The sequence below is a fragment of the Prevotella corporis DSM 18810 = JCM 8529 genome (assembly GCF_000430525.1).
Lineage (GTDB): Bacteria > Bacteroidota > Bacteroidia > Bacteroidales > Bacteroidaceae > Prevotella > Prevotella corporis.
In genome coordinates, this window is the sequence record NZ_AUME01000013.1 from 1 (window position 1) to 17,574 (window position 17,574).

Annotated in this window: 31 protein-coding genes; all 31 read right to left on the reverse strand. The window is 43.4% G+C overall.

The features are described 5' to 3' along the window. Positions 1-155 precede the first annotated feature (155 nt). The 31 genes from rplQ to fusA all read right to left on the reverse strand — a co-directional run bounded on the left by rplQ (position 156) and on the right by fusA (position 17,558). Positions 156-656 (reverse strand): 50S ribosomal protein L17, encoded by a 501-nt coding sequence (gene rplQ, locus H515_RS0104115; protein WP_025875893.1) that lies wholly within the window; start codon positions 654-656, stop codon positions 156-158. 73 nt (positions 657-729) lie between these two features. After that, complete coding sequence (locus tag H515_RS0104120) at positions 730-1,728, reverse strand: DNA-directed RNA polymerase subunit alpha (protein WP_025875891.1); 999 nt, start codon at positions 1,726-1,728, stop codon at positions 730-732. Between the two features lie 14 nt (positions 1,729-1,742). After that, positions 1,743-2,351, reverse strand: a complete 609-nt coding sequence (gene rpsD, locus H515_RS0104125) for a 30S ribosomal protein S4 (protein ID WP_025875889.1) — start codon at positions 2,349-2,351, stop codon at positions 1,743-1,745. Positions 2,352-2,387: 36 nt separating this feature from the next. Next, positions 2,388-2,777: a 30S ribosomal protein S11 gene (gene rpsK / locus H515_RS0104130; RefSeq protein WP_008821997.1), complete on the reverse strand. Its 390-nt coding sequence runs from the start codon at positions 2,775-2,777 to the stop codon at positions 2,388-2,390. An 83-nt stretch (positions 2,778-2,860) separates the two neighbouring features. Beyond that, positions 2,861-3,241 carry a 30S ribosomal protein S13 gene (rpsM, locus tag H515_RS0104135; protein WP_025875887.1) on the reverse strand — a complete coding sequence of 127 codons (381 nt, stop codon included), beginning with the start codon at positions 3,239-3,241 and terminating at the stop codon, positions 2,861-2,863. A gap of 91 nt (positions 3,242-3,332) precedes the next feature. After that, positions 3,333-3,449, reverse strand: coding sequence for a 50S ribosomal protein L36 (gene rpmJ / locus H515_RS13920; protein WP_004335771.1), 117 nt, complete (start codon positions 3,447-3,449; stop codon positions 3,333-3,335). An 11-nt stretch (positions 3,450-3,460) separates the two neighbouring features. Continuing rightward, complete coding sequence (gene infA, locus H515_RS0104140; RefSeq protein WP_004352768.1) at positions 3,461-3,679, reverse strand: translation initiation factor IF-1; 219 nt, start codon at positions 3,677-3,679, stop codon at positions 3,461-3,463. A 3-nt stretch (positions 3,680-3,682) separates the two neighbouring features. Then, positions 3,683-4,483, reverse strand: a complete 801-nt coding sequence (map, locus tag H515_RS0104145) for a type I methionyl aminopeptidase (protein ID WP_025875885.1) — start codon at positions 4,481-4,483, stop codon at positions 3,683-3,685. A 16-nt stretch (positions 4,484-4,499) separates the two neighbouring features. Then, positions 4,500-5,840 (reverse strand): preprotein translocase subunit SecY, encoded by a 1,341-nt coding sequence (gene secY, locus H515_RS0104150; RefSeq protein ID WP_028901621.1) that lies wholly within the window; start codon positions 5,838-5,840, stop codon positions 4,500-4,502. 4 nt (positions 5,841-5,844) lie between these two features. Continuing rightward, on the reverse strand, positions 5,845-6,291 hold the full coding sequence (gene rplO, locus H515_RS0104155; RefSeq protein ID WP_025875883.1) for a 50S ribosomal protein L15: 447 nt from the start codon (positions 6,289-6,291) through the stop codon (positions 5,845-5,847). Positions 6,292-6,317: 26 nt separating this feature from the next. Continuing rightward, on the reverse strand, positions 6,318-6,494 hold the full coding sequence (rpmD, locus tag H515_RS0104160; protein ID WP_028901622.1) for a 50S ribosomal protein L30: 177 nt from the start codon (positions 6,492-6,494) through the stop codon (positions 6,318-6,320). A gap of 17 nt (positions 6,495-6,511) precedes the next feature. Then, positions 6,512-7,024: a 30S ribosomal protein S5 gene (rpsE, locus tag H515_RS0104165; protein WP_025875882.1), complete on the reverse strand. Its 513-nt coding sequence runs from the start codon at positions 7,022-7,024 to the stop codon at positions 6,512-6,514. A gap of 6 nt (positions 7,025-7,030) precedes the next feature. Further along, positions 7,031-7,375 carry a 50S ribosomal protein L18 gene (gene rplR, locus H515_RS0104170; protein WP_025875880.1) on the reverse strand — a complete coding sequence of 115 codons (345 nt, stop codon included), beginning with the start codon at positions 7,373-7,375 and terminating at the stop codon, positions 7,031-7,033. A 21-nt stretch (positions 7,376-7,396) separates the two neighbouring features. Beyond that, positions 7,397-7,963 carry a 50S ribosomal protein L6 gene (rplF, locus tag H515_RS0104175; RefSeq protein ID WP_025875878.1) on the reverse strand — a complete coding sequence of 189 codons (567 nt, stop codon included), beginning with the start codon at positions 7,961-7,963 and terminating at the stop codon, positions 7,397-7,399. A 14-nt stretch (positions 7,964-7,977) separates the two neighbouring features. Further along, positions 7,978-8,373 (reverse strand): 30S ribosomal protein S8, encoded by a 396-nt coding sequence (rpsH, locus tag H515_RS0104180; protein WP_025875876.1) that lies wholly within the window; start codon positions 8,371-8,373, stop codon positions 7,978-7,980. 113 nt (positions 8,374-8,486) lie between these two features. After that, positions 8,487-8,789, reverse strand: a complete 303-nt coding sequence (gene rpsN / locus H515_RS0104185) for a 30S ribosomal protein S14 (RefSeq protein WP_025875874.1) — start codon at positions 8,787-8,789, stop codon at positions 8,487-8,489. Between the two features lie 5 nt (positions 8,790-8,794). Further along, positions 8,795-9,349 (reverse strand): 50S ribosomal protein L5, encoded by a 555-nt coding sequence (gene rplE / locus H515_RS0104190; protein WP_025875872.1) that lies wholly within the window; start codon positions 9,347-9,349, stop codon positions 8,795-8,797. Continuing rightward, the gene (gene rplX, locus H515_RS0104195; protein WP_025875870.1) at positions 9,349-9,666 is read right to left on the reverse strand and encodes a 50S ribosomal protein L24; all 318 of its coding nucleotides are present in this window, start codon (positions 9,664-9,666) and stop codon (positions 9,349-9,351) included. The genes rplE and rplX overlap by 1 nt, the downstream gene beginning before the upstream one ends. A gap of 20 nt (positions 9,667-9,686) precedes the next feature. Then, on the reverse strand, positions 9,687-10,052 hold the full coding sequence (rplN, locus tag H515_RS0104200; RefSeq protein WP_025875868.1) for a 50S ribosomal protein L14: 366 nt from the start codon (positions 10,050-10,052) through the stop codon (positions 9,687-9,689). A 2-nt stretch (positions 10,053-10,054) separates the two neighbouring features. Beyond that, on the reverse strand, positions 10,055-10,321 hold the full coding sequence (gene rpsQ / locus H515_RS0104205; RefSeq protein WP_036890673.1) for a 30S ribosomal protein S17: 267 nt from the start codon (positions 10,319-10,321) through the stop codon (positions 10,055-10,057). Positions 10,322-10,323: 2 nt separating this feature from the next. Beyond that, positions 10,324-10,518 carry a 50S ribosomal protein L29 gene (gene rpmC, locus H515_RS0104210; RefSeq protein ID WP_025875864.1) on the reverse strand — a complete coding sequence of 65 codons (195 nt, stop codon included), beginning with the start codon at positions 10,516-10,518 and terminating at the stop codon, positions 10,324-10,326. Between the two features lie 5 nt (positions 10,519-10,523). Then, entirely contained in the window at positions 10,524-10,952 is a 429-nt protein-coding gene (gene rplP / locus H515_RS0104215; protein ID WP_025875862.1) for a 50S ribosomal protein L16, read from the reverse strand. A gap of 14 nt (positions 10,953-10,966) precedes the next feature. After that, positions 10,967-11,701: a 30S ribosomal protein S3 gene (gene rpsC, locus H515_RS0104220; RefSeq protein ID WP_025875860.1), complete on the reverse strand. Its 735-nt coding sequence runs from the start codon at positions 11,699-11,701 to the stop codon at positions 10,967-10,969. Between the two features lie 8 nt (positions 11,702-11,709). Beyond that, positions 11,710-12,120: a 50S ribosomal protein L22 gene (gene rplV / locus H515_RS0104225; protein WP_025875858.1), complete on the reverse strand. Its 411-nt coding sequence runs from the start codon at positions 12,118-12,120 to the stop codon at positions 11,710-11,712. Between the two features lie 38 nt (positions 12,121-12,158). After that, the gene (rpsS, locus tag H515_RS0104230; RefSeq protein ID WP_025875856.1) at positions 12,159-12,428 is read right to left on the reverse strand and encodes a 30S ribosomal protein S19; all 270 of its coding nucleotides are present in this window, start codon (positions 12,426-12,428) and stop codon (positions 12,159-12,161) included. A 21-nt stretch (positions 12,429-12,449) separates the two neighbouring features. Further along, positions 12,450-13,277 (reverse strand): 50S ribosomal protein L2, encoded by an 828-nt coding sequence (gene rplB / locus H515_RS0104235; RefSeq protein ID WP_025875854.1) that lies wholly within the window; start codon positions 13,275-13,277, stop codon positions 12,450-12,452. Between the two features lie 7 nt (positions 13,278-13,284). After that, positions 13,285-13,728, reverse strand: coding sequence for a 50S ribosomal protein L23 (gene rplW / locus H515_RS0104240; protein WP_025875852.1), 444 nt, complete (start codon positions 13,726-13,728; stop codon positions 13,285-13,287). A gap of 22 nt (positions 13,729-13,750) precedes the next feature. After that, positions 13,751-14,380, reverse strand: coding sequence for a 50S ribosomal protein L4 (rplD, locus tag H515_RS0104245; protein ID WP_025875850.1), 630 nt, complete (start codon positions 14,378-14,380; stop codon positions 13,751-13,753). Continuing rightward, the gene (gene rplC, locus H515_RS0104250) at positions 14,380-14,994 is read right to left on the reverse strand and encodes a 50S ribosomal protein L3 (protein ID WP_025875848.1); all 615 of its coding nucleotides are present in this window, start codon (positions 14,992-14,994) and stop codon (positions 14,380-14,382) included. The genes rplD and rplC overlap by 1 nt, the downstream gene beginning before the upstream one ends. Before the next feature lie 50 nt (positions 14,995-15,044). Continuing rightward, complete coding sequence (gene rpsJ, locus H515_RS0104255; RefSeq protein WP_025875846.1) at positions 15,045-15,350, reverse strand: 30S ribosomal protein S10; 306 nt, start codon at positions 15,348-15,350, stop codon at positions 15,045-15,047. Positions 15,351-15,440: 90 nt separating this feature from the next. Further along, positions 15,441-17,558, reverse strand: a complete 2,118-nt coding sequence (fusA, locus tag H515_RS0104260; protein WP_025875845.1) for an elongation factor G — start codon at positions 17,556-17,558, stop codon at positions 15,441-15,443. Positions 17,559-17,574 lie beyond the last annotated feature (16 nt).

A 17,574-nucleotide genomic window follows, 5' to 3' on the forward strand; every position in this document is an offset into this window, starting at 1 on the left:
ATAAGAAAAAAGAAGCTTACACACTTTTATAGGACAGTACCTGGAAATTGCCAGCCTACCATTTGTCCATTACGCCTAAAAGAATTATCAGACTGTAAAAAAGCCCCCGATACATCCGTATCGGGGACTTCATTGGGTATTAAATAAATGAAAACTTATTCTGCCTTTGTTTCTTCAGCATTTGTCTCTTCTGCCTTCTCAGCAGCTTCTGTATTAGCTGGAGTTTCAACCTTCTTTGTAGAACGACGACTACGACGAGTTTTCTTGGGCTCAGCCTTCGGCGTCTTAGCCATGTTTTCATCATAGTCAACTAATTCAATGAAAGCCATTTCTGCAGCATCTCCCTGACGTGTTCCCAACTTGATTACACGGGTGTAACCACCGGGACGGTCGCCTACCTTTACTGAGATTTCCTTGAAAAGTTCAGTCACAGTTTCCTTGTCTTGCAAGTAGCGGAATACAACACGACGTGAGTTGGTTGTATCGTTCTTTGAACGAGTGATAAGTGGCTCTACATACTTTTTCAAGGCCTTTGCCTTTGCCAAGGTCGTAGTGATTCTTTTGTGCTTGATCAAAGATTTAGCCATGTTAGCTAACATAGCTGCACGATGGTCAGCAGTACGACCTAAATGGTTGAATTTTTTATTGTGTCTCATTTTCTCTTTTTAATTTTGTTGCGGTAAGGATTATACTCCGTAATAAACGTGAATGCATCTAACGTCTAACGGCTTACTCCTTATCCAATTTGTACTTTGTAATGTCGGTTCCAAACGACAGATTCAGACTTTCGAGCAAATCATCAAGCTCTGAAAGCGATTTCTTACCAAAGTTGCGGAACTTTAAGAGGTCGGTCTTGTTATACTGTACCAAGTCGCCAAGTGTTTCAACATCGGCTGCCTTCAAGCAGTTGAGTGCGCGAACACTGAGGTTTAGACTTGAATCAGTAAGTTTCGTTTTAAGCAACTGACGCATGTGCAGGACTTCTTCATCAAACTCCTGGTTGCCTTCTTGATCCTGACTTTCTAGAGTAATCTTCTCATCAGAGAACAACATGAAGTGATAAATCAGAATCTTTGCAGCTTCTTTCAGCGCATCTTTAGGATGAATGGAACCATCTGTTGAAACTTCAATAATCAGCTTATCGTAATCGGTCTTTTGCTCAACACGATACGGTTCAACTGAATATTTCACGTTGCGAATAGGGGTATAAATGGAATCGATTGGAAGTACATTGACATCGGTGCAGAATTCACGATTTTCCTCAGCAGGAACGTAACCACGTCCCTTGTTGATTGTCAAATCTATCTGCATGGATGCCTTGGAATCTAAATGACAAATCACTAATTCAGGATTTAACACTTCAAATCCAGTCAGATACTTACCAATATCACCAGCTTTGAATTCATTGGAATTCTCAACGGTGATACTAACTTTCTCATTCTCGAATTCTTCTACTACTTGCTTGAACCGAACTTGCTTCAGGTTCAAGATGATGTTGGTAACATCTTCCTTTACACCAGGTATTGAAGAAAATTCATGCTCAACACCAGCTATACGGATGGTATTGATAGCATAACCTTCAAGAGATGAAAGGAGGATGCGGCGGAGAGAGTTACCAATGGTAACACCGAAGCCAGGCTCAAGAGGACGAAATTCGAACTTGCCGAACTGGTCATTGGCCTCCAGCATCACGACTTTTTCAGGTTTTTGAAATGCTAATATCGCCATTAATTTAATGATTTTTATTGTTTAGAGTACAACTCAACGATTAACTGCTCCTTAATATTCTCAGGAATGTCTGCACGATCTGGCTTATGGAGGAACTTTCCACTCTTAGAGTTCTCGTCCCACTCAATCCAAGGATACTTTGTGTGATTGAAACCTGCCAAAGCAGCTTCAATAACCTCAAGAGACTTTGCCTTTTCACGTACACCTACGATATCACCTGGTTTCACAGAGAAAGATGGAATGTTGACAACATTACCATTCACTACTATGTGCTTGTGACCTACCAACTGACGAGCAGCAGCACGTGTTGGAGCAAGGCCAAGACGATATACAACATTGTCAAGACGGCATTCGAGATTCTGAAGGAGAACCTCACCAGTGATACCACTAGCCTTTGCAGCACGCTCAAACATGTTGCGGAACTGACGTTCAAGCACTCCGTAAGTATATTTTGCCTTCTGCTTCTCGGCCAACTGAGCACCATACTCAGAAACCTTACGACGACGATTGTTTCCGTGTTGCCCTGGAGGGAAATTTCTCTTAGCTAACACTTTATCTGCGCCGAAGATTGGCTCACCAAAGCGGCGTGCGATTCTAGATTTTGGACCTATGTATCTTGCCATAATTAAATAATTTCTTTAAATTGTTATAAGATGTGATTATACACGACGACGCTTAGGAGGACGGCAACCATTGTGTGGTAAAGGAGTTACATCGACAATCTCTGTAACCTGGATACCAGCTGCGTTGACAGCGCGGATTGCGCTTTCTCGACCGTTACCTGGACCCTTAACGTATGCCTTGACTTTACGCAGACCAAGGTCGAAAGCTACCTTTGCACAATCCTCTGCTGCCATCTGTGCAGCGTAAGGAGTGTTCTTTTTTGATCCACGGAAACCCATCTTACCAGCAGAAGACCAAGAGATTACTTGACCTTCATTATTTGCTAAAGATACAATAATATTATTAAATGAACTATGAACGTGAAGCTGACCCAATGCGTCAACTCTAACGTTTCTTTTCTTAGATGTTGCTGATTTTTTTGCCATAATTTCTTTTAGTTTTAAGCTTTAAGTCTTTAAGCGATGGACAAGTAATTGGTTTATTGCCATCTTCAACTCTCAACTAAATTTTACTTAGTAGCTTTCTTCTTATTAGCAACAGTCTTCTTCTTTCCCTTACGGGTTCGAGCATTATTCTTAGTACTCTGACCACGAACTGGAAGACCATTACGATGTCTAACTCCACGATAGCAACCTATATCCATGAGGCGCTTGATGTTCATTTGGACCTCTGAACGGAGGTCACCTTCAACCTTGAATTCAGCACCGATAATTTCACGGATCTTAGCTGCTTGGTCATCAGACCACTCGCTAACCTTCAGGTCGCGGTTGATACCAGCTTTATCCAATATCTTTGCTGAACTACTTCGACCTATACCATAGATATAGGTCAATGCGATTTCGCCACGCTTGTTCTGGGGCAAATCTACTCCAACAATTCTTATTGCCATTGAATGTAATTAATTAAAATGTTTTTTCTCTAAAAAGCATGCAAAGGTAACCATAATTTATCTCATAATTAACCTTTTACAGTTTTTTAACTTAACCCTGACGCAATTTAAACTTAGGGTTTTTCTTGTTGATAACGAACAGACGGCCTTTACGACGTACGATTTTACAATCCGCTGTACGCTTCTTTAATGATGCTCTTGTCTTCATTTTATTTATAGTTATTTGTATCTGAAAACTATTCTGCCTTTTGTTAAGTCATAGGGACTCATCTCAACTTTAACCTTGTCTCCTGGAAGTATCTTGATATAATGCATTCTCATTTTTCCCGAAATGTGTGCGGTTATATCCACACCATTTTCCAACTCAACACGAAACATTGCATTAGATAAAGCCTCCAAGATTGTTCCGTCCTGCTCAATTGCAGTTTGTTTTGCCATATTTTAAAAATTTTGTCTTTCTAAATGTTCTACTTCTTCAAATGAAGATAAAATCTCAGCCTTGCCTTTCCGAATAGCTATGGTATGCTCAAAATGGGCTGCAACCTTACGGTCTTGTGTTATGATAGTCCAATTGTCGGGCATGATGCCTATTCGCCTGTCGCCCAATGTCACCATCGGTTCTATGGCTATACACATGCCGTCTTTCAGCATTATACCATTTCCTCTTCGACCGTAATTGGGAATACATGGGTCTTCATGCATTTCCCGTCCAATTCCATGACCGGTCAATTCTCTTACGATACCATAACCTTTGGATTCACAGAAATCTTGAATAACCGAGCCAATATCCCCAACATGATTTCCAGCCTGCGCCATTTCAATTCCCTTATAAAGGGATTCCTTGGTTATCTTGAGCAACTCCATAACTTCTGGCTTCACCTCACCAACAATGAATGTATAGCAACTGTCGCCATTGAAGCCATCTAAAAGAGTCCCGCAATCTATCGAAATGACGTCTCCGTCTTTTAGAACGACTTTATCACTGGGTATTCCATGAACAACAACCTCATTAACAGAGGTACAGATACTCGCAGGAAATGGTTCACCGAGATGGTTGGGAAAACCTTTAAAAGTTGGGTGTGCCCCATGATCTCTTATGAACTCTTCAGCTATTCTGTCTAACTCTAAAGTTGTGACACCTGACTTTATGTGGCGGCCAACCTCTGCAAGCGTTTTACCCACAAGACGATTGGCCCTCCGCATTAATTCAATTTCATCTTCAGTCTTGAGAAATATTTTCACACTTCAAGAAAAAGATTTAGTAGGCAGCTCCACCACCATTACCACGGGTATGTCCTGCATTCAAGAGTCCGTCATAGTGACGCATCATCAAATGTGATTCTATCTGCTGTAGCGTATCAATGACGACGCCTACAAGAATCAGTAATGATGTACCTCCGAAGAACTGTCCGAAAGCGTCCTGAACGTTGAGCCACCCAACAAGTGCTGGCATAATTGCAATGAACGCAATGAAGAGTGAACCAGGGAAAGTGATACGTGACATCACCGTATCGATGTAGTCTGCTGTATCCTTACCAGGCTTAACTCCGGGGATAAAACCATTGTTGCGTTTCATATCTTCTGCCATCTGAGTAGGATTAAGAGTGATAGCTGTATAGAAATAGGTGAATGCAATAACCAAAATCACATAAACCACATTATACAGAAGACTCTTGGTGTTCATCAGTGACTGAAGTACGGGGCTTGCGTTATCAGTAGAATACTGAACAATTGCCAATGGTATAAACATCAATGCCTGAGCAAAGATGATTGGCATAACATTGGCAGCAAACAGTTTCAAAGGGATATACTGTCTTGCCCCACCGTATTGCTTGTTGCCGACAACACGCTTAGCATACTGTACAGGAACCCTACGAGTTGCTTGTGTAAGAAGAATTGCTGCACATACGACGGCATAGAGTATGACAAGCTCAACTATGAACATTACAAGTCCACCACTGGTGATAGCGGTGAATCGGCTACTAACTTCCTGGAAGAAAGCTTGTGGCAGACGGGCGATAATACCCACCATAATGATAATAGAGATTCCATTCCCTACTCCCTTGTCTGTAATGCGCTCTCCCAACCAAAGGATGAACATAGAGCCTGCGGCCAGTATGATGGAAGCAGGAAACATGAAGGCAGTCCAGCCCACGCCCGTAGCAAGGGCGCCAGCTGCCTGCGTCTTCAAGTTTATCAGATACGCCGGTGCCTGGAACAGTAGAATAATCACTGTCAGAATACGGGTGTACCAATTGATTTTCTTATGTCCACTTTCACCTTCACGCTGCATCTTTTGGAAATAAGGCACAGCGACGGCGAGGAGTTGCATAACAATTGAAGCTGAGATGTAGGGCATAATTCCCAATGCGAAGATTGAAGCATGGGAGAATGCACCACCTGAGAACATGTCCAACAGTGACATAAGGCCGCCTGCGGTCTGCGACTGCAACTTTTCCAACAAAGTTGGATTTATACCTGGGAGTACTATGAACGACCCAAAACGGTAAATAGCTGTAAACAGAATAGTGATGAGAAGACGCTGACGCAAATCTTCAACCTTCCAACAGTTCTTCAGTGTCTCAATAAACTTTTTCATTAACTTAGATTATAGTTGTGTTACCACCTACTGCCTTGATAGCTTCTTCAGCAGTCTTTGAGAAGGCATTTGCCTCTACATCTACCTTTGCCTTCAATTTACCATTGCCTAGAATTTTAACAAGTTCCTTACCATTTGTCAAGCCTGCCTCTTTGAGTTCAGCTATGCCAATTTTAGTAAGGTTCTTCTTCTCAACAAGTGCCTGAAGGGTAGATAAGTTAACTGCGAAATATTCCTTGTGGTTGATATTTTTGAATCCACCTTTAGGAACACGGCGCTGGAGAGGCATCTGACCACCTTCAAAGCCGATCTTTCTCTTATAACCAGAACGTGACTTGGCACCCTTGTGACCACGGGTAGAAGTACCACCGAGGCCAGAACCTGTACCACGGCCAATACGACGACGTGAATGTGTGGAGCCTAATGCTGGTTTCAAATTATTTAATTTCATAATTATTGTTTCCTTTATAAGATTAATTAATCAATTACTGATACCAGGTGATGAACCTTGCGAATCATTCCGCGGATACTTGGAGTATCTTCTACTTCAACAACCTGAGAAATCTTACGAAGGCCAAGAGCCAACAAAGTGCTCTTCTGGTCCTTAGGAGCGTTGATACGGCTCTTAATTTGCTTTACTTTAATTGTTGCCATAGTTATTTCTCCTATAATTAACCGTTAAAAACTTTTTCCATTCCGATACCACGCTCGCCGGCCACAGTATAAGCATCACGCATCATTGCGAGAGCTGCGATAGTAGCCTTTACAAGGTTGTGAGGGTTCGATGAGCCCTTTGACTTTGCAATCACGTCAGAAATACCAGCACTCTCCAACACAGCACGCATAGCACCTCCAGCCTTTAGACCAGTACCTGCTGCGGCTGGTTTGAGAAGAACATGAGCACCTCCGAAACGAGTCTCAACCTCGTGAGGAATAGTACCCTTCAAAACAGGAACTTTCACCAAATTCTTCCTTGCAGAATCGGTACCTTTCTGAATAGCAGCTGTAACTTCACCTGCCTTTCCAAGTCCCCAACCAATAACGCCTTTACCGTCACCTACAACGACGATAGCAGCGAATGTGAAAGTACGACCACCTTTTGTAACCTTAGTCACACGGTTAATAGCAACCAAGCGGTCCTTCAGTTCAACGTCACTATTTACTTTTACTTTATTCATTGCCATAATCGTTTAGAATTTAAGACCTCCTTCACGGGCTGCATCAGCCAAAGCTTGTACACGTCCATGATAAAGGTAACCGTTACGGTCGAAAACAACCTGTTCTACACCAGCAGCTGTTGCCTTCTCAGCTACGAGCGCACCGACTTTCTTTGCCTGATCGATTTTAGTCATCTTCTCAAGACCAACTGATGAAGCTGAAGTGAGAGTAGTTCCAGTCAGATCGTTAATTACCTGGGCATATATCTGCTTATTACTGCGGAAAACGCTCAAACGTGGACGCTCAGCAGTACCATTCACACTCTTACGAATGCGGAACTTTATCTTAAGTCTTCTTTGTTCTTTCTTTGTTGTCATAATCGTTATGAATTATTAAAGTTACTTAGCTGCAGCCGTCTTACCAGACTTTCTGCGAATAACCTCACCCTTAAACAGGATACCCTTACCCTTGTAAGGTTCAGGCTTACGGAAAGAACGGATTTTAGCACAAATGAGACCTAACAACTGCTTGTCAGCTGATTCGAGAGTGATAATTGGATTCTGGTTGCGTTCACTCTTAGTTTCAACCTTCACTTCCTTAGGAAGCTGGAGGAAAATGGGATGAGTGTAACCGAGTGAGAACTCAACTAAGTTTCCTTGGTTAGAAACACGATAACCGACACCAATAAGTTCCAAAGTCTTTGAGTAGCCCTCGCTTACACCTACAACCATATTGTTGACAAGTGAGCGGTATAAGCCATGGTAGGCCTGCTTCTGCTTGACATCCTCTGGATTCTTCTCATCTATCTCAAAAGTCACCTGACCATCAGCAATAATAGTCCTGATGGATGGATGAACATACTGAGACAACTCGCCCTTAGGGCCTTTCACTGTAACGACATTGTCCTTGAGAGTCAATGTAACTCCGGCAGGAACACTAATTGGCAATTTTCCAATTCTTGACATAGTAAATCCTCCAATTAATAAATATAGCAAAGAACTTCTCCGCCGATTTTCTCAGCAGCAGCCTCTTTGTTAGTCATTACACCTTTAGACGTAGAAATAATTGCAATTCCAAGTCCGTTAATTACTCTCGGCATGTCTTTGTAGCCAGTGTACTGGCGAAGACCTGGTGTAGAAACGCGCTTCAAACTCTTGATAGCGTTCTGCTTTGTTACTGGGTCGTACTTCAATGCGACCTTGATTGTACCCTGAGGGCCATCCTCGATGAACTTGTAGTTCAAGATGTACCCCTTCTCGAAGAGAATCTTGGTAATAGACTTCTTCAAGTTAGACGCAGGAACTTCAACAACACGGTGATGAGCCATGATTGCGTTTCTTAGTCTTGTCAGATAATCTGCTATTGGATCTGTCATAAATTATAAATGTTTAATTAATCGGGACTACCCCGACAATATTAAAAAATGCCTGTAGCATCAATGCGCTGTGCGTCTTAGCACATTAGCACAAAACACACAACGCAGTAAGTTTACCAGCTTGCCTTCTTTACGCCAGGAATGAGCCCCTGTGACGCCATCTCACGGAACTGGATACGAGAGAGACCGAACTGGCGGATATAGCCTTTTGGACGTCCGGTGATCTTGCAACGGTTGTGAAGACGGATAGGATTCGCATTCTTGGGAATGGCCTGAAGTTTGCGAGCTGCCTCATAAGCTTCTGCTGGGTCATTTGAAGTAGCGATAATCTTTTTCAGAGCTGCGCGTTTTTCAGCGTAACGAGCAACAAGCTTTGCACGCTTAATCTCACGAGCTTTCATTGATTCTTTTGCCATATCTCTTAATCGTTTTTAGCGTTCTTGAATGGAAGACCGAAGCCCTTCAAAAGTGCATAGCCTTCCTCATCAGTCTTAGCTGTTGTAACGAAGGTTATATTCATACCTTGAATGCGGTCAACTTGATCGATATTGATTTCTGGGAAGATGATCTGCTCACTGATACCCAAAGTATAGTTACCACGACCATCAAACTTACTTTCAATACCTTTGAAGTCACGGATACGTGGCAATGAAACACGTACGAGTTTCTCAAGGAACTCATACATACGCTCACGGCGAAGTGTTACCATGACGCCAATAGGCATTTTCTTACGAAGCTTGAAGTTAGCGATATCCTTTTTTGAGTAGGTGGCTACAGCTTTCTGACCAGTAATTTCAGAAATTTCGTTGATAGCAACTTCGATAATCTTCTTATCTTGTGTTGCATCACCCAACCCTTGGTTAATTACGATCTTCTTCAGGACAGGAATCTGCATGGCTGAAGTGTAGTTAAACTGCTTCTGCAATGCGGGAGCGATCTGCTCCTTGTACTCTTTCTTTAACTGTGCTGTATCCATTATTTAATTTCCTCCCCTGACTTTTTAGCGATGCGCTTAACGGTCTTACCGTCACGTTCTATCTTGATACGTGTGGGCTTTCCGCTCTTAGGATCTATCAAACTTAAATTAGAGATATGAATAGGTGCCTCCTGCTTAACAATACCTCCCTGAGGACTTGCTGCAGAGGGCTTTGTGCTCTTAGAAACCATATTGATTCCCTCTACAAGTACACGTTCTTTATCAACGATAACCTTGAGCACCTTACCACTTCTGCCCTTGTCAGAGCCAGCAAGGACGATAACTTGATCGCCTTTCTTTATATGGAATTTTGCCATTTTATTATTCTGTTTAATAATTAAAGAACCTCAGGTGCCAAGGATACCACTTTCATATTCACTGCACGAAGTTCACGAGCAACGGGACCGAAGATACGGCTACCGCGAATCTCGCCTGCATTGTTCAGCAATACACAAGCATTGTCGTCGAAGCGGATGTACGAACCATCAGCACGACGAATTTCTTTCTTTGTGCGAACTATCAAAGCTTTTGATACTGCACCCTTCTTGATTTCACTTGATGGGATGACGCTCTGTACAGCAACTACGATAACGTCACCAACACTTGCATAACGACGGCGTGTTCCACCGAGTACGCGGATACACTTTGCTTCGCGAGCTCCGCTGTTATCACATACTGTAAGTTTTGATTCTGATTGTATCATAATTACTTAGCTTTTTCTACTATTTGAACTAATCTCCATCTCTTTGTACGACTCAAAGGACGAGTTTCCATGATAAGAACAGTATCGCCAAGGTTAGCTTCGTTCTTCTCATCGTGAACATGGTACTTTTTCGTCTTCTGAACGAACTTACCATATATAGGGTGCTTCTCCTTGAACTTAGCGGCAATAACGATGGTTTTATCCATTTTGTTGCTGATAACGACACCCTGTCTTACTTTTCTTAAATTTCTTGTTTCCATCTGGACCATTGTTATTTATTAAGTTCTCTCTGATGAAGCTCAGTCTTCATACGTGCAATATCACGACGGGCAGCCTTAATCAGTGATGGATTCTCAAGTGGAGTAATCTGATGATTCAGCTTCATTTTAGCAAGAGCTGTCTCAGCATTCTCGATTTTCTCGATCAATTCTTTTGTCTCGAGTGATTTAACTTCTGTAATCTTCATCTTTCTTAAGCGTTTTTATCGTAATCACGTCTTACGACGAACTTTGTCTTAACAGGTAATTTCTGAGCTGCAAGGCGGAGTGCCTCTTTTGCGATGTCAAAACTTACACCTTCTACTTCAAAGAGGATACGGCCTGGTGTAACCGGTGCAACCCATCCAGCGGGATCACCCTTACCTTTACCCATACGGACATCAGCAGGTTTGCGCGTGATTGGTTTATCAGGGAAAATGCGAATCCAGACCTGGCCTTGGCGGTTCATGTAGCGGTTCACTGCTACACGAGCAGCCTCAATCTGTCGGCTGTCAATCCACTTTGGCTCAAGAGTCTTGATGCCAAATGAACCAAAAGCCAACTGTGTACCTCTATGAGCGTTGCCTTTATTGCCACGTCCATCTTGAGGTCTTCTATATTTTACTCTTTTTGGCTGTAACATGATAGCTTCTACTTTTAACGGTTATTGTTTCTTCTGCGATTACCGCGTCCAGAGCGACCGTTTCCACCATTGTTGGAACGTGAATTGCTCTTTTCCTGAGCGAAGTTAGGAGTTAGATCCACCTTGTCGTAAACTTCGCCGCGGCAAATCCAAACCTTGATACCCAGGAGGCCAACCTTCGTAAGAGCCTCTGTCTGACAATAATCAATGTCTGCACGGAATGTGTGGAGAGGTGTACGACCTTCCTTGAACATTTCCTTACGTGCCATTTCGGCACCGTTCAGACGACCAGTAATTTGAACTTTGATACCTTCTGCTCCTGCACGCATTGTGTTGGCTACAGCCATCTTGATGGCACGACGATAAGCAATCTTACCCTCAACCTGGCGAGCGATGTTGTTACCTACGATATTTGCGTCGAGTTCTGGTTTCTTAATTTCAAAGATATTAATCTGAACCTCTTTCTTAAACAGGTTCTTCAATTCTTCTTTAAGCTTGTCAACGTCCTGTCCGCCCTTACCAATAACGATACCTGGGCGAGCTGTGCAAATAGTGATGGTGACGAGCTTCAATGTACGCTCGATGACAATACGAGAAACGCTTGCTTTCTCCAAACGCTTGTTCAAGTATGTACGGATTTTCTTGTCTTCCAAGAGGTTATCACCGAAATCCTTGCCACCGAACCAATTTGATTCCCAACCGCGGATAATACCCAAGCGGTTGCTTATTGGATTAACTTTCTGTCCCATTCTACTATTTATTTTTCATTGTTTGCGTCAGACTTTGCATCTACGAAAAGTGTGACGTGGTTAGAACGTTTGCGGATTCTGTAGCCACGGCCCTGTGGTGCAGGACGCATGCGCTTCATTGTAACACCTTCGTCAACGAAGATCTTAGAGATATAAAGTTCACCGTCTTCAGCTTTGCGGTCATTCTTGTTCTCCCAGTTAGCGATAGCTGAACGCAGAAGTTTCTCAACATTCTGAGCAGCTGCCTTCTTTGAGAACCTTAGCACGCCAAGGGCACGATTAACTTCCATTCCACGAACCATGTCAACAACATAGCGCATTTTACGTGGAGAAGAAGGGCAGTCCTTGAGCTTTGCAAAATACTGGCTTTTCAAGGCCTCTTTACGAGCCTCAGCCTTTATATGTTTTCTTGCTCCCATTATTATATTTATCTATTTTCTAAATGGTTATGACCTGCTTACTTCTTATTGTTACCAGAATGTCCACCGAAACGGCGTGTAGGACTGAACTCTCCGAGCTTGTGACCTACCATATTCTCAGTAATGTAAACAGGGATAAATTTGTTTCCGTTATGAACTGCAACAGTGTGACCCACAAAATCAGGGGAAATCATTGATGCTCTGGCCCATGTCTTTACGACAGTCTTCTTACCACTCTCATTCATAGCGAGAATTTTTTTCTCGAGTGATACGTTGATGTATGGACCTTTTTTTAATGAACGACTCATAATTTACTCTTAATTACTTAATTACTTCTTGTTAGCTCTTTCAATTATATACTTGTTTGAAAGCTTCTTAGGTGCACGAGTCTTGAGACCCTTAGCATACAAGCCCTTGCGAGAGCGTGGGTGTCCTCCAGACTGACGTCCTTCACCACCACCCATTGGGTGATCAACTGGGTTCATAACAACACCACGGTTGTGAGGACGACGACCCAACCAGCGTGAGCGACCAGCCTTACCAGACTGTTCAAGAGCGTGATCAGAGTTACCTACACTACCGATAGTAGCTTTACAAGCTGAAAGAATCTGGCGAGTTTCGCCAGAAGGGAGTTTAATAACACAATAACTGCCTTCACGAGAAGTAAGCTGAGCAAAGTTACCAGCCGAACGAACGAGCAGTGCACCCTGACCTGGACGTAATTCTATGTTATGAATCACTGTACCAATAGGAATGTTTGCCAAAGGAAGTGTATTACCAACCTCTGGAGCTGCTGTAGCGCCAGACATCAGTTGAGCACCAACCTGCAGTCCGTTAGGAGCAATAATGTAACGTTTTTCACCATCAGCATAGTACAACAGGGCAATTCGAGCAGATCTGTTAGGATCATACTCGATTGTCTTTACTACAGCTGGAACACCATCTTTCTCTCGCTTGAAGTCGATAAAACGATACTTCTGCTTGTGACCTCCACCAATATAGCGGACAGTCATCTTACCGGTGTTGTTTCGACCACCAGTAGAACGCTTACCGTAAACGAGAGACTTCTCTGGCACGGATGCAGTAATATCCTCGAACGTGCCAATAACCTTGTGTCTTTGTCCCGGAGTTACCGGTTTTAATTTACGTACTGCCATTTTTTATTTAAATATTGCTGTAAAAATCAATTGTATCGCCAGCTTTCAAAGTGACGATTGCTTTCTTGAATGCGCTCTTCTGGCCTTTCACAAGACCTGCCTTTGTGTAGCGTGCCTGACGCTTGCCGGCATAACGAGCAGTATTCACATCAATTACTGTAACATTATACAGACTTTCAATTTCCTTCTTAATCTCAAGCTTGTTAGCTTCTGGCTTTACGATGAAACCGAACTTTGGCTGAGCATCCTTGGTATAAGTGTAAACAGTCTTTTCCTTGTTCACACCCTCTGGATGACGCTTGTTCTTAACAACATATTTACGTACCTCAGCAGTGGCGTTGTGTGCCTTACCTGCTTTTTCGTTAGGAGCTACGATAGTTTTGGCTTCGGAAGACCTGTCTGTAATTTTGGTCATCTTCTCAGTGACCAATGGTTTAATAATAAATCCCATAATTCTTACTGTCTCCTACTTTTTACTTGGTTAAGATTTCGTCGATTGTCTTCAAAGAATTTTCAGTCACAACGAGCACGTCTGCATTCAATACGTTGTATGAATTCACCTGTGCAGCTGTTGTAACTTGTGCTTTCTCTAAATTACGAGCCGACAAATATACATTTTTCTCTACTTCTGGCAAAACGAGAAGCACTTTCTTGCCGTTAACCTTAAGATTTTTAGCAAAATTTATGAAATCTTTAGTTTTCGGCGCATCAAAATTGAAGTCTTCGACAACAACGATAGCCTCTTCCTGTGCCTTATAAGCCAACGCTGATTTACGAGCAAGAGCCTTAACTTTCTTGTTGAGTTTGAAGCTGTAATCGCGAGGAGTAGGACCGAATACACGACCACCACCTACGAGTACTGGTGAGTTGATATCACCACGACGTGCTCCACCGCCACCTTTCTGACGGCCAAGTTTGCGTGTTGAACCAGCATGCTCGCTTCTTTCTTTTGTTTTCGCTGTTCCCTGACGCTGAGCTGCGAGATAGCGTTTTACGTCAAGATAGAGTACATGATCGTTTGGCTCAATTCCGAAGATATTCTCGTTAAGAGTCACCTTACGGCCGGTCTCCTGACCTTTGATATCTAATACGTTAATATCCATTACTTATTAATTATAAGGGTTGAACCATTACATCCAGCAACACTTCCCTTAAGAAGAAGGAGATTGTGCTCTGGAATTACCTTTAACACTTGAAGGTTCTGAGTAGTAACTCTGTCACCTCCCATCTGGCCACCCATGCGCATGCCCTTGAAGACCTTTGCTGGGTATGAACAAGCACCGATGGCTCCCGGCTTGCGTGCGCGGTCGTCCTGACCGTGAGTAGATTGACCTACACCACCGAATCCGTGGCGTTTTACGACGCCCTGGAAGCCTTTACCCTTAGACGTACCTACAACATCAACGTATTTCACATCGTTGAACAGTTCTACGGTAATCGTGTCACCGAGGTTGTACTCCTCATCAAATCTGAACTCGGCCAAGTGCTTCTTTGGTGTTGTGCCGGCCTTCTTGAAATGTCCCTGCTGTGGCTTTGAAGTTCTCTTTTCCTTAGCCTCGCCGAAACCTAACTGAACAGCCTTGTAACCGTCTTTTTCTTCTGTTTTGATCTGGGTTACAACACAAGGACCAGCTTCGATAACAGTGCACGGTACGTTCTTACCGTCGGCACTGAAAACGGATGTCATTCCGATTTTCTTTCCTAATAATCCTGGCATTTCAATTAAATTTTAAATAATAAACTAATTAATTTCTTCGTAAGAGGGTATTACACCTTGATTTCAACCTCAACACCTGACGGAAGCTCCAATTTCATCAATGCGTCAACAGTCTTTGGTGTTGAGCTGTAGATGTCGATGAGACGTTTGAATTCCGACAACTGGAATTGCTCGCGTGACTTCTTGTTTACGAATGTTGAGCGGTTTACAGTGTAAATACGCTTGTGTGTTGGCAATGGAATTGGTCCGCTGACGATAGCGCCAGTAGCCTTTACTGCCTTAACGATTTTTTCTGCTGACTTATCAACCAACTGATGGTCGTAAGACTTAAGCTTGATACGAATCTTCTGACTCATGGTTTTATAATTTTAATTTTTTGATAGAGAGCAAGGCATACATCTCCATAAGAGTCATAAGCTATGAAGATGCTACCCAACTGTTTATTTTTACTTTATCAAGTCTGAATTGCCATTCAACTCGTCCAAAATCTCTTTTGCGAGGTTATTGGAAACAGCTGCATGATGGTCATATTCCATTGAAGAGGTTGCACGACCTGACGTGATGGTACGCAAAGCTGTCACGTAACCGAACATTTCAGACAGTGGCACCATTGCCTTGACAACACGAGCGCCGCTGCGAGCCTCCTCCATGCCCTGAACGAGACCACGACGCTTGTTTAAGTCGCCTATGACATCACCCATGTTTTCTTCCGGAGTGACAACTTCAACCTTCATAATAGGCTCCATCAACACAGGACCTGCCTGTGGACAAAGTTTCTTGAAAGCTTGGTGAGCTACCAACTCGAAAGATAACTGGTCTGAGTCAACCGGGTGGAAAGAACCATCGGTCAGTGTAACCTTCAAACCAGTGATTGGGAAGCCGCCGAGAACACCATTGCTCAGGCAGTCTTTAAAACCCTTCTCTACAGATGGAATAAATTCCTTAGGCACGTTACCACCCTTGACAACGTTGATAAACTGCAAGTCGCCTTCTGTGTAGTCCTCGTCCTTTGGCTCAATTGTCACATCGATACAAGCGAACTTACCGCGACCACCCGACTGTTTCTTGTAAGTCTCACGGCTCTGAGCAGCCTTAGTGATGGCTTCCTTATAGTTAACCTGCGGCTTACCTTGGTTACATTCTACCTTGAATTCACGCTTCAAACGGTCGATAATGATATCCAAGTGAAGCTCACCCATACCAGAGATTATGGTCTGCCCACTCTGCTCGTCGGTACGAACAGTGAAGGTTGGATCTTCCTCAGCCAACTTGGCGAGTCCGTTGTCGAGTTTTGCAATATCAGCCTGGCTCTTTGGTTCAACGGCGATTGAAATCACTGTATCAGGGAAGGTCATCGACTCAAGTACAATAGGATGAGCCTCGTCGCACAATGTATCACCTGTGCGGATATCTTTGAAGCCTACACCTGCGCCGATATCACCAGCATCGATTGACTCCATAGCGATTTCCTTGTTTGAGTTCATCTGGAAGAGACGACTGATGCGCTCCTTCTTGCCAGAACGTGGGTTGTAAACGTAAGAACCAGCAACAACCTTTCCTGAGTAAACACGGAAGAACACCAAACGGCCCATGAATGGATCTGTGGCAATCTTAAATGCCAAAGCTGCCGTTGGCTCTGTTTCGCTTGCCTTACGCTCTTCCTCTTCCTCTGTGTCAGGGTTTATGCCCTTTGTAACCACAGTATCGAGTGGTGATGGCAAGAATGCGCATACATAGTCGAGCAATGTCTGCACACCTTTATTCTTATATGAAGAACCGAGCAACATTGGGCAACATTCCATTTCAATACATCCCTTGCGGATAGCCGCAATGATTTTCTCCTCTGGAACATCCTTACCCTCAAGATAAAGCTCCATTACATCATCGTCATAATTAGCAGCACCCTCAAGCAACTTGTCGCGCCATTCAGCAGCCTCATCGGCCAATTCTGCAGGAACATCCTCGATGTCGTACTTGGCTCCCATTGTCTCATCATGCCAAATAATAGCCTTCATCTTGATCAGGTCGATAACACCTTTGAAATTCTCCTCTGCCCCGATAGGGATCTGAATTGCAATAGGATTAGCTCCCAAAATATCTTTCATCTGGCGAACCGTCTCATAGAAGTCGGCACCAGAACGGTCCATCTTATTAACATAACCAACGCGTGGAACGTTATACTTGTCAGCCTGACGCCATACGGTTTCAGACTGTGGCTGAACACCGTCAGCAGCAGAATATGTTGCAACAGCTCCGTCCAATACGCGGAGTGAGCGCTCCACCTCGGCGGTAAAGTCAACGTGTCCCGGAGTATCAATCAGATTAATCTTGTAAGACTTACCTTGGTAGTTCCAGTTACAAGTGGTGGCAGCAGAGGTAATGGTAATACCGCGCTCCTGCTCCTGAGCCATCCAGTCCATGGTAGCAGCACCATCATGCACTTCACCAATCTTGTGAGTTTTTCCCGTATAGAACAGGATACGCTCAGAAGTTGTTGTCTTACCGGCATCGATGTGAGCCATGATACCGATGTTACGCGTCAAATGTAAATCGTGATTTGCCATTTTGTTTCCTTTAATG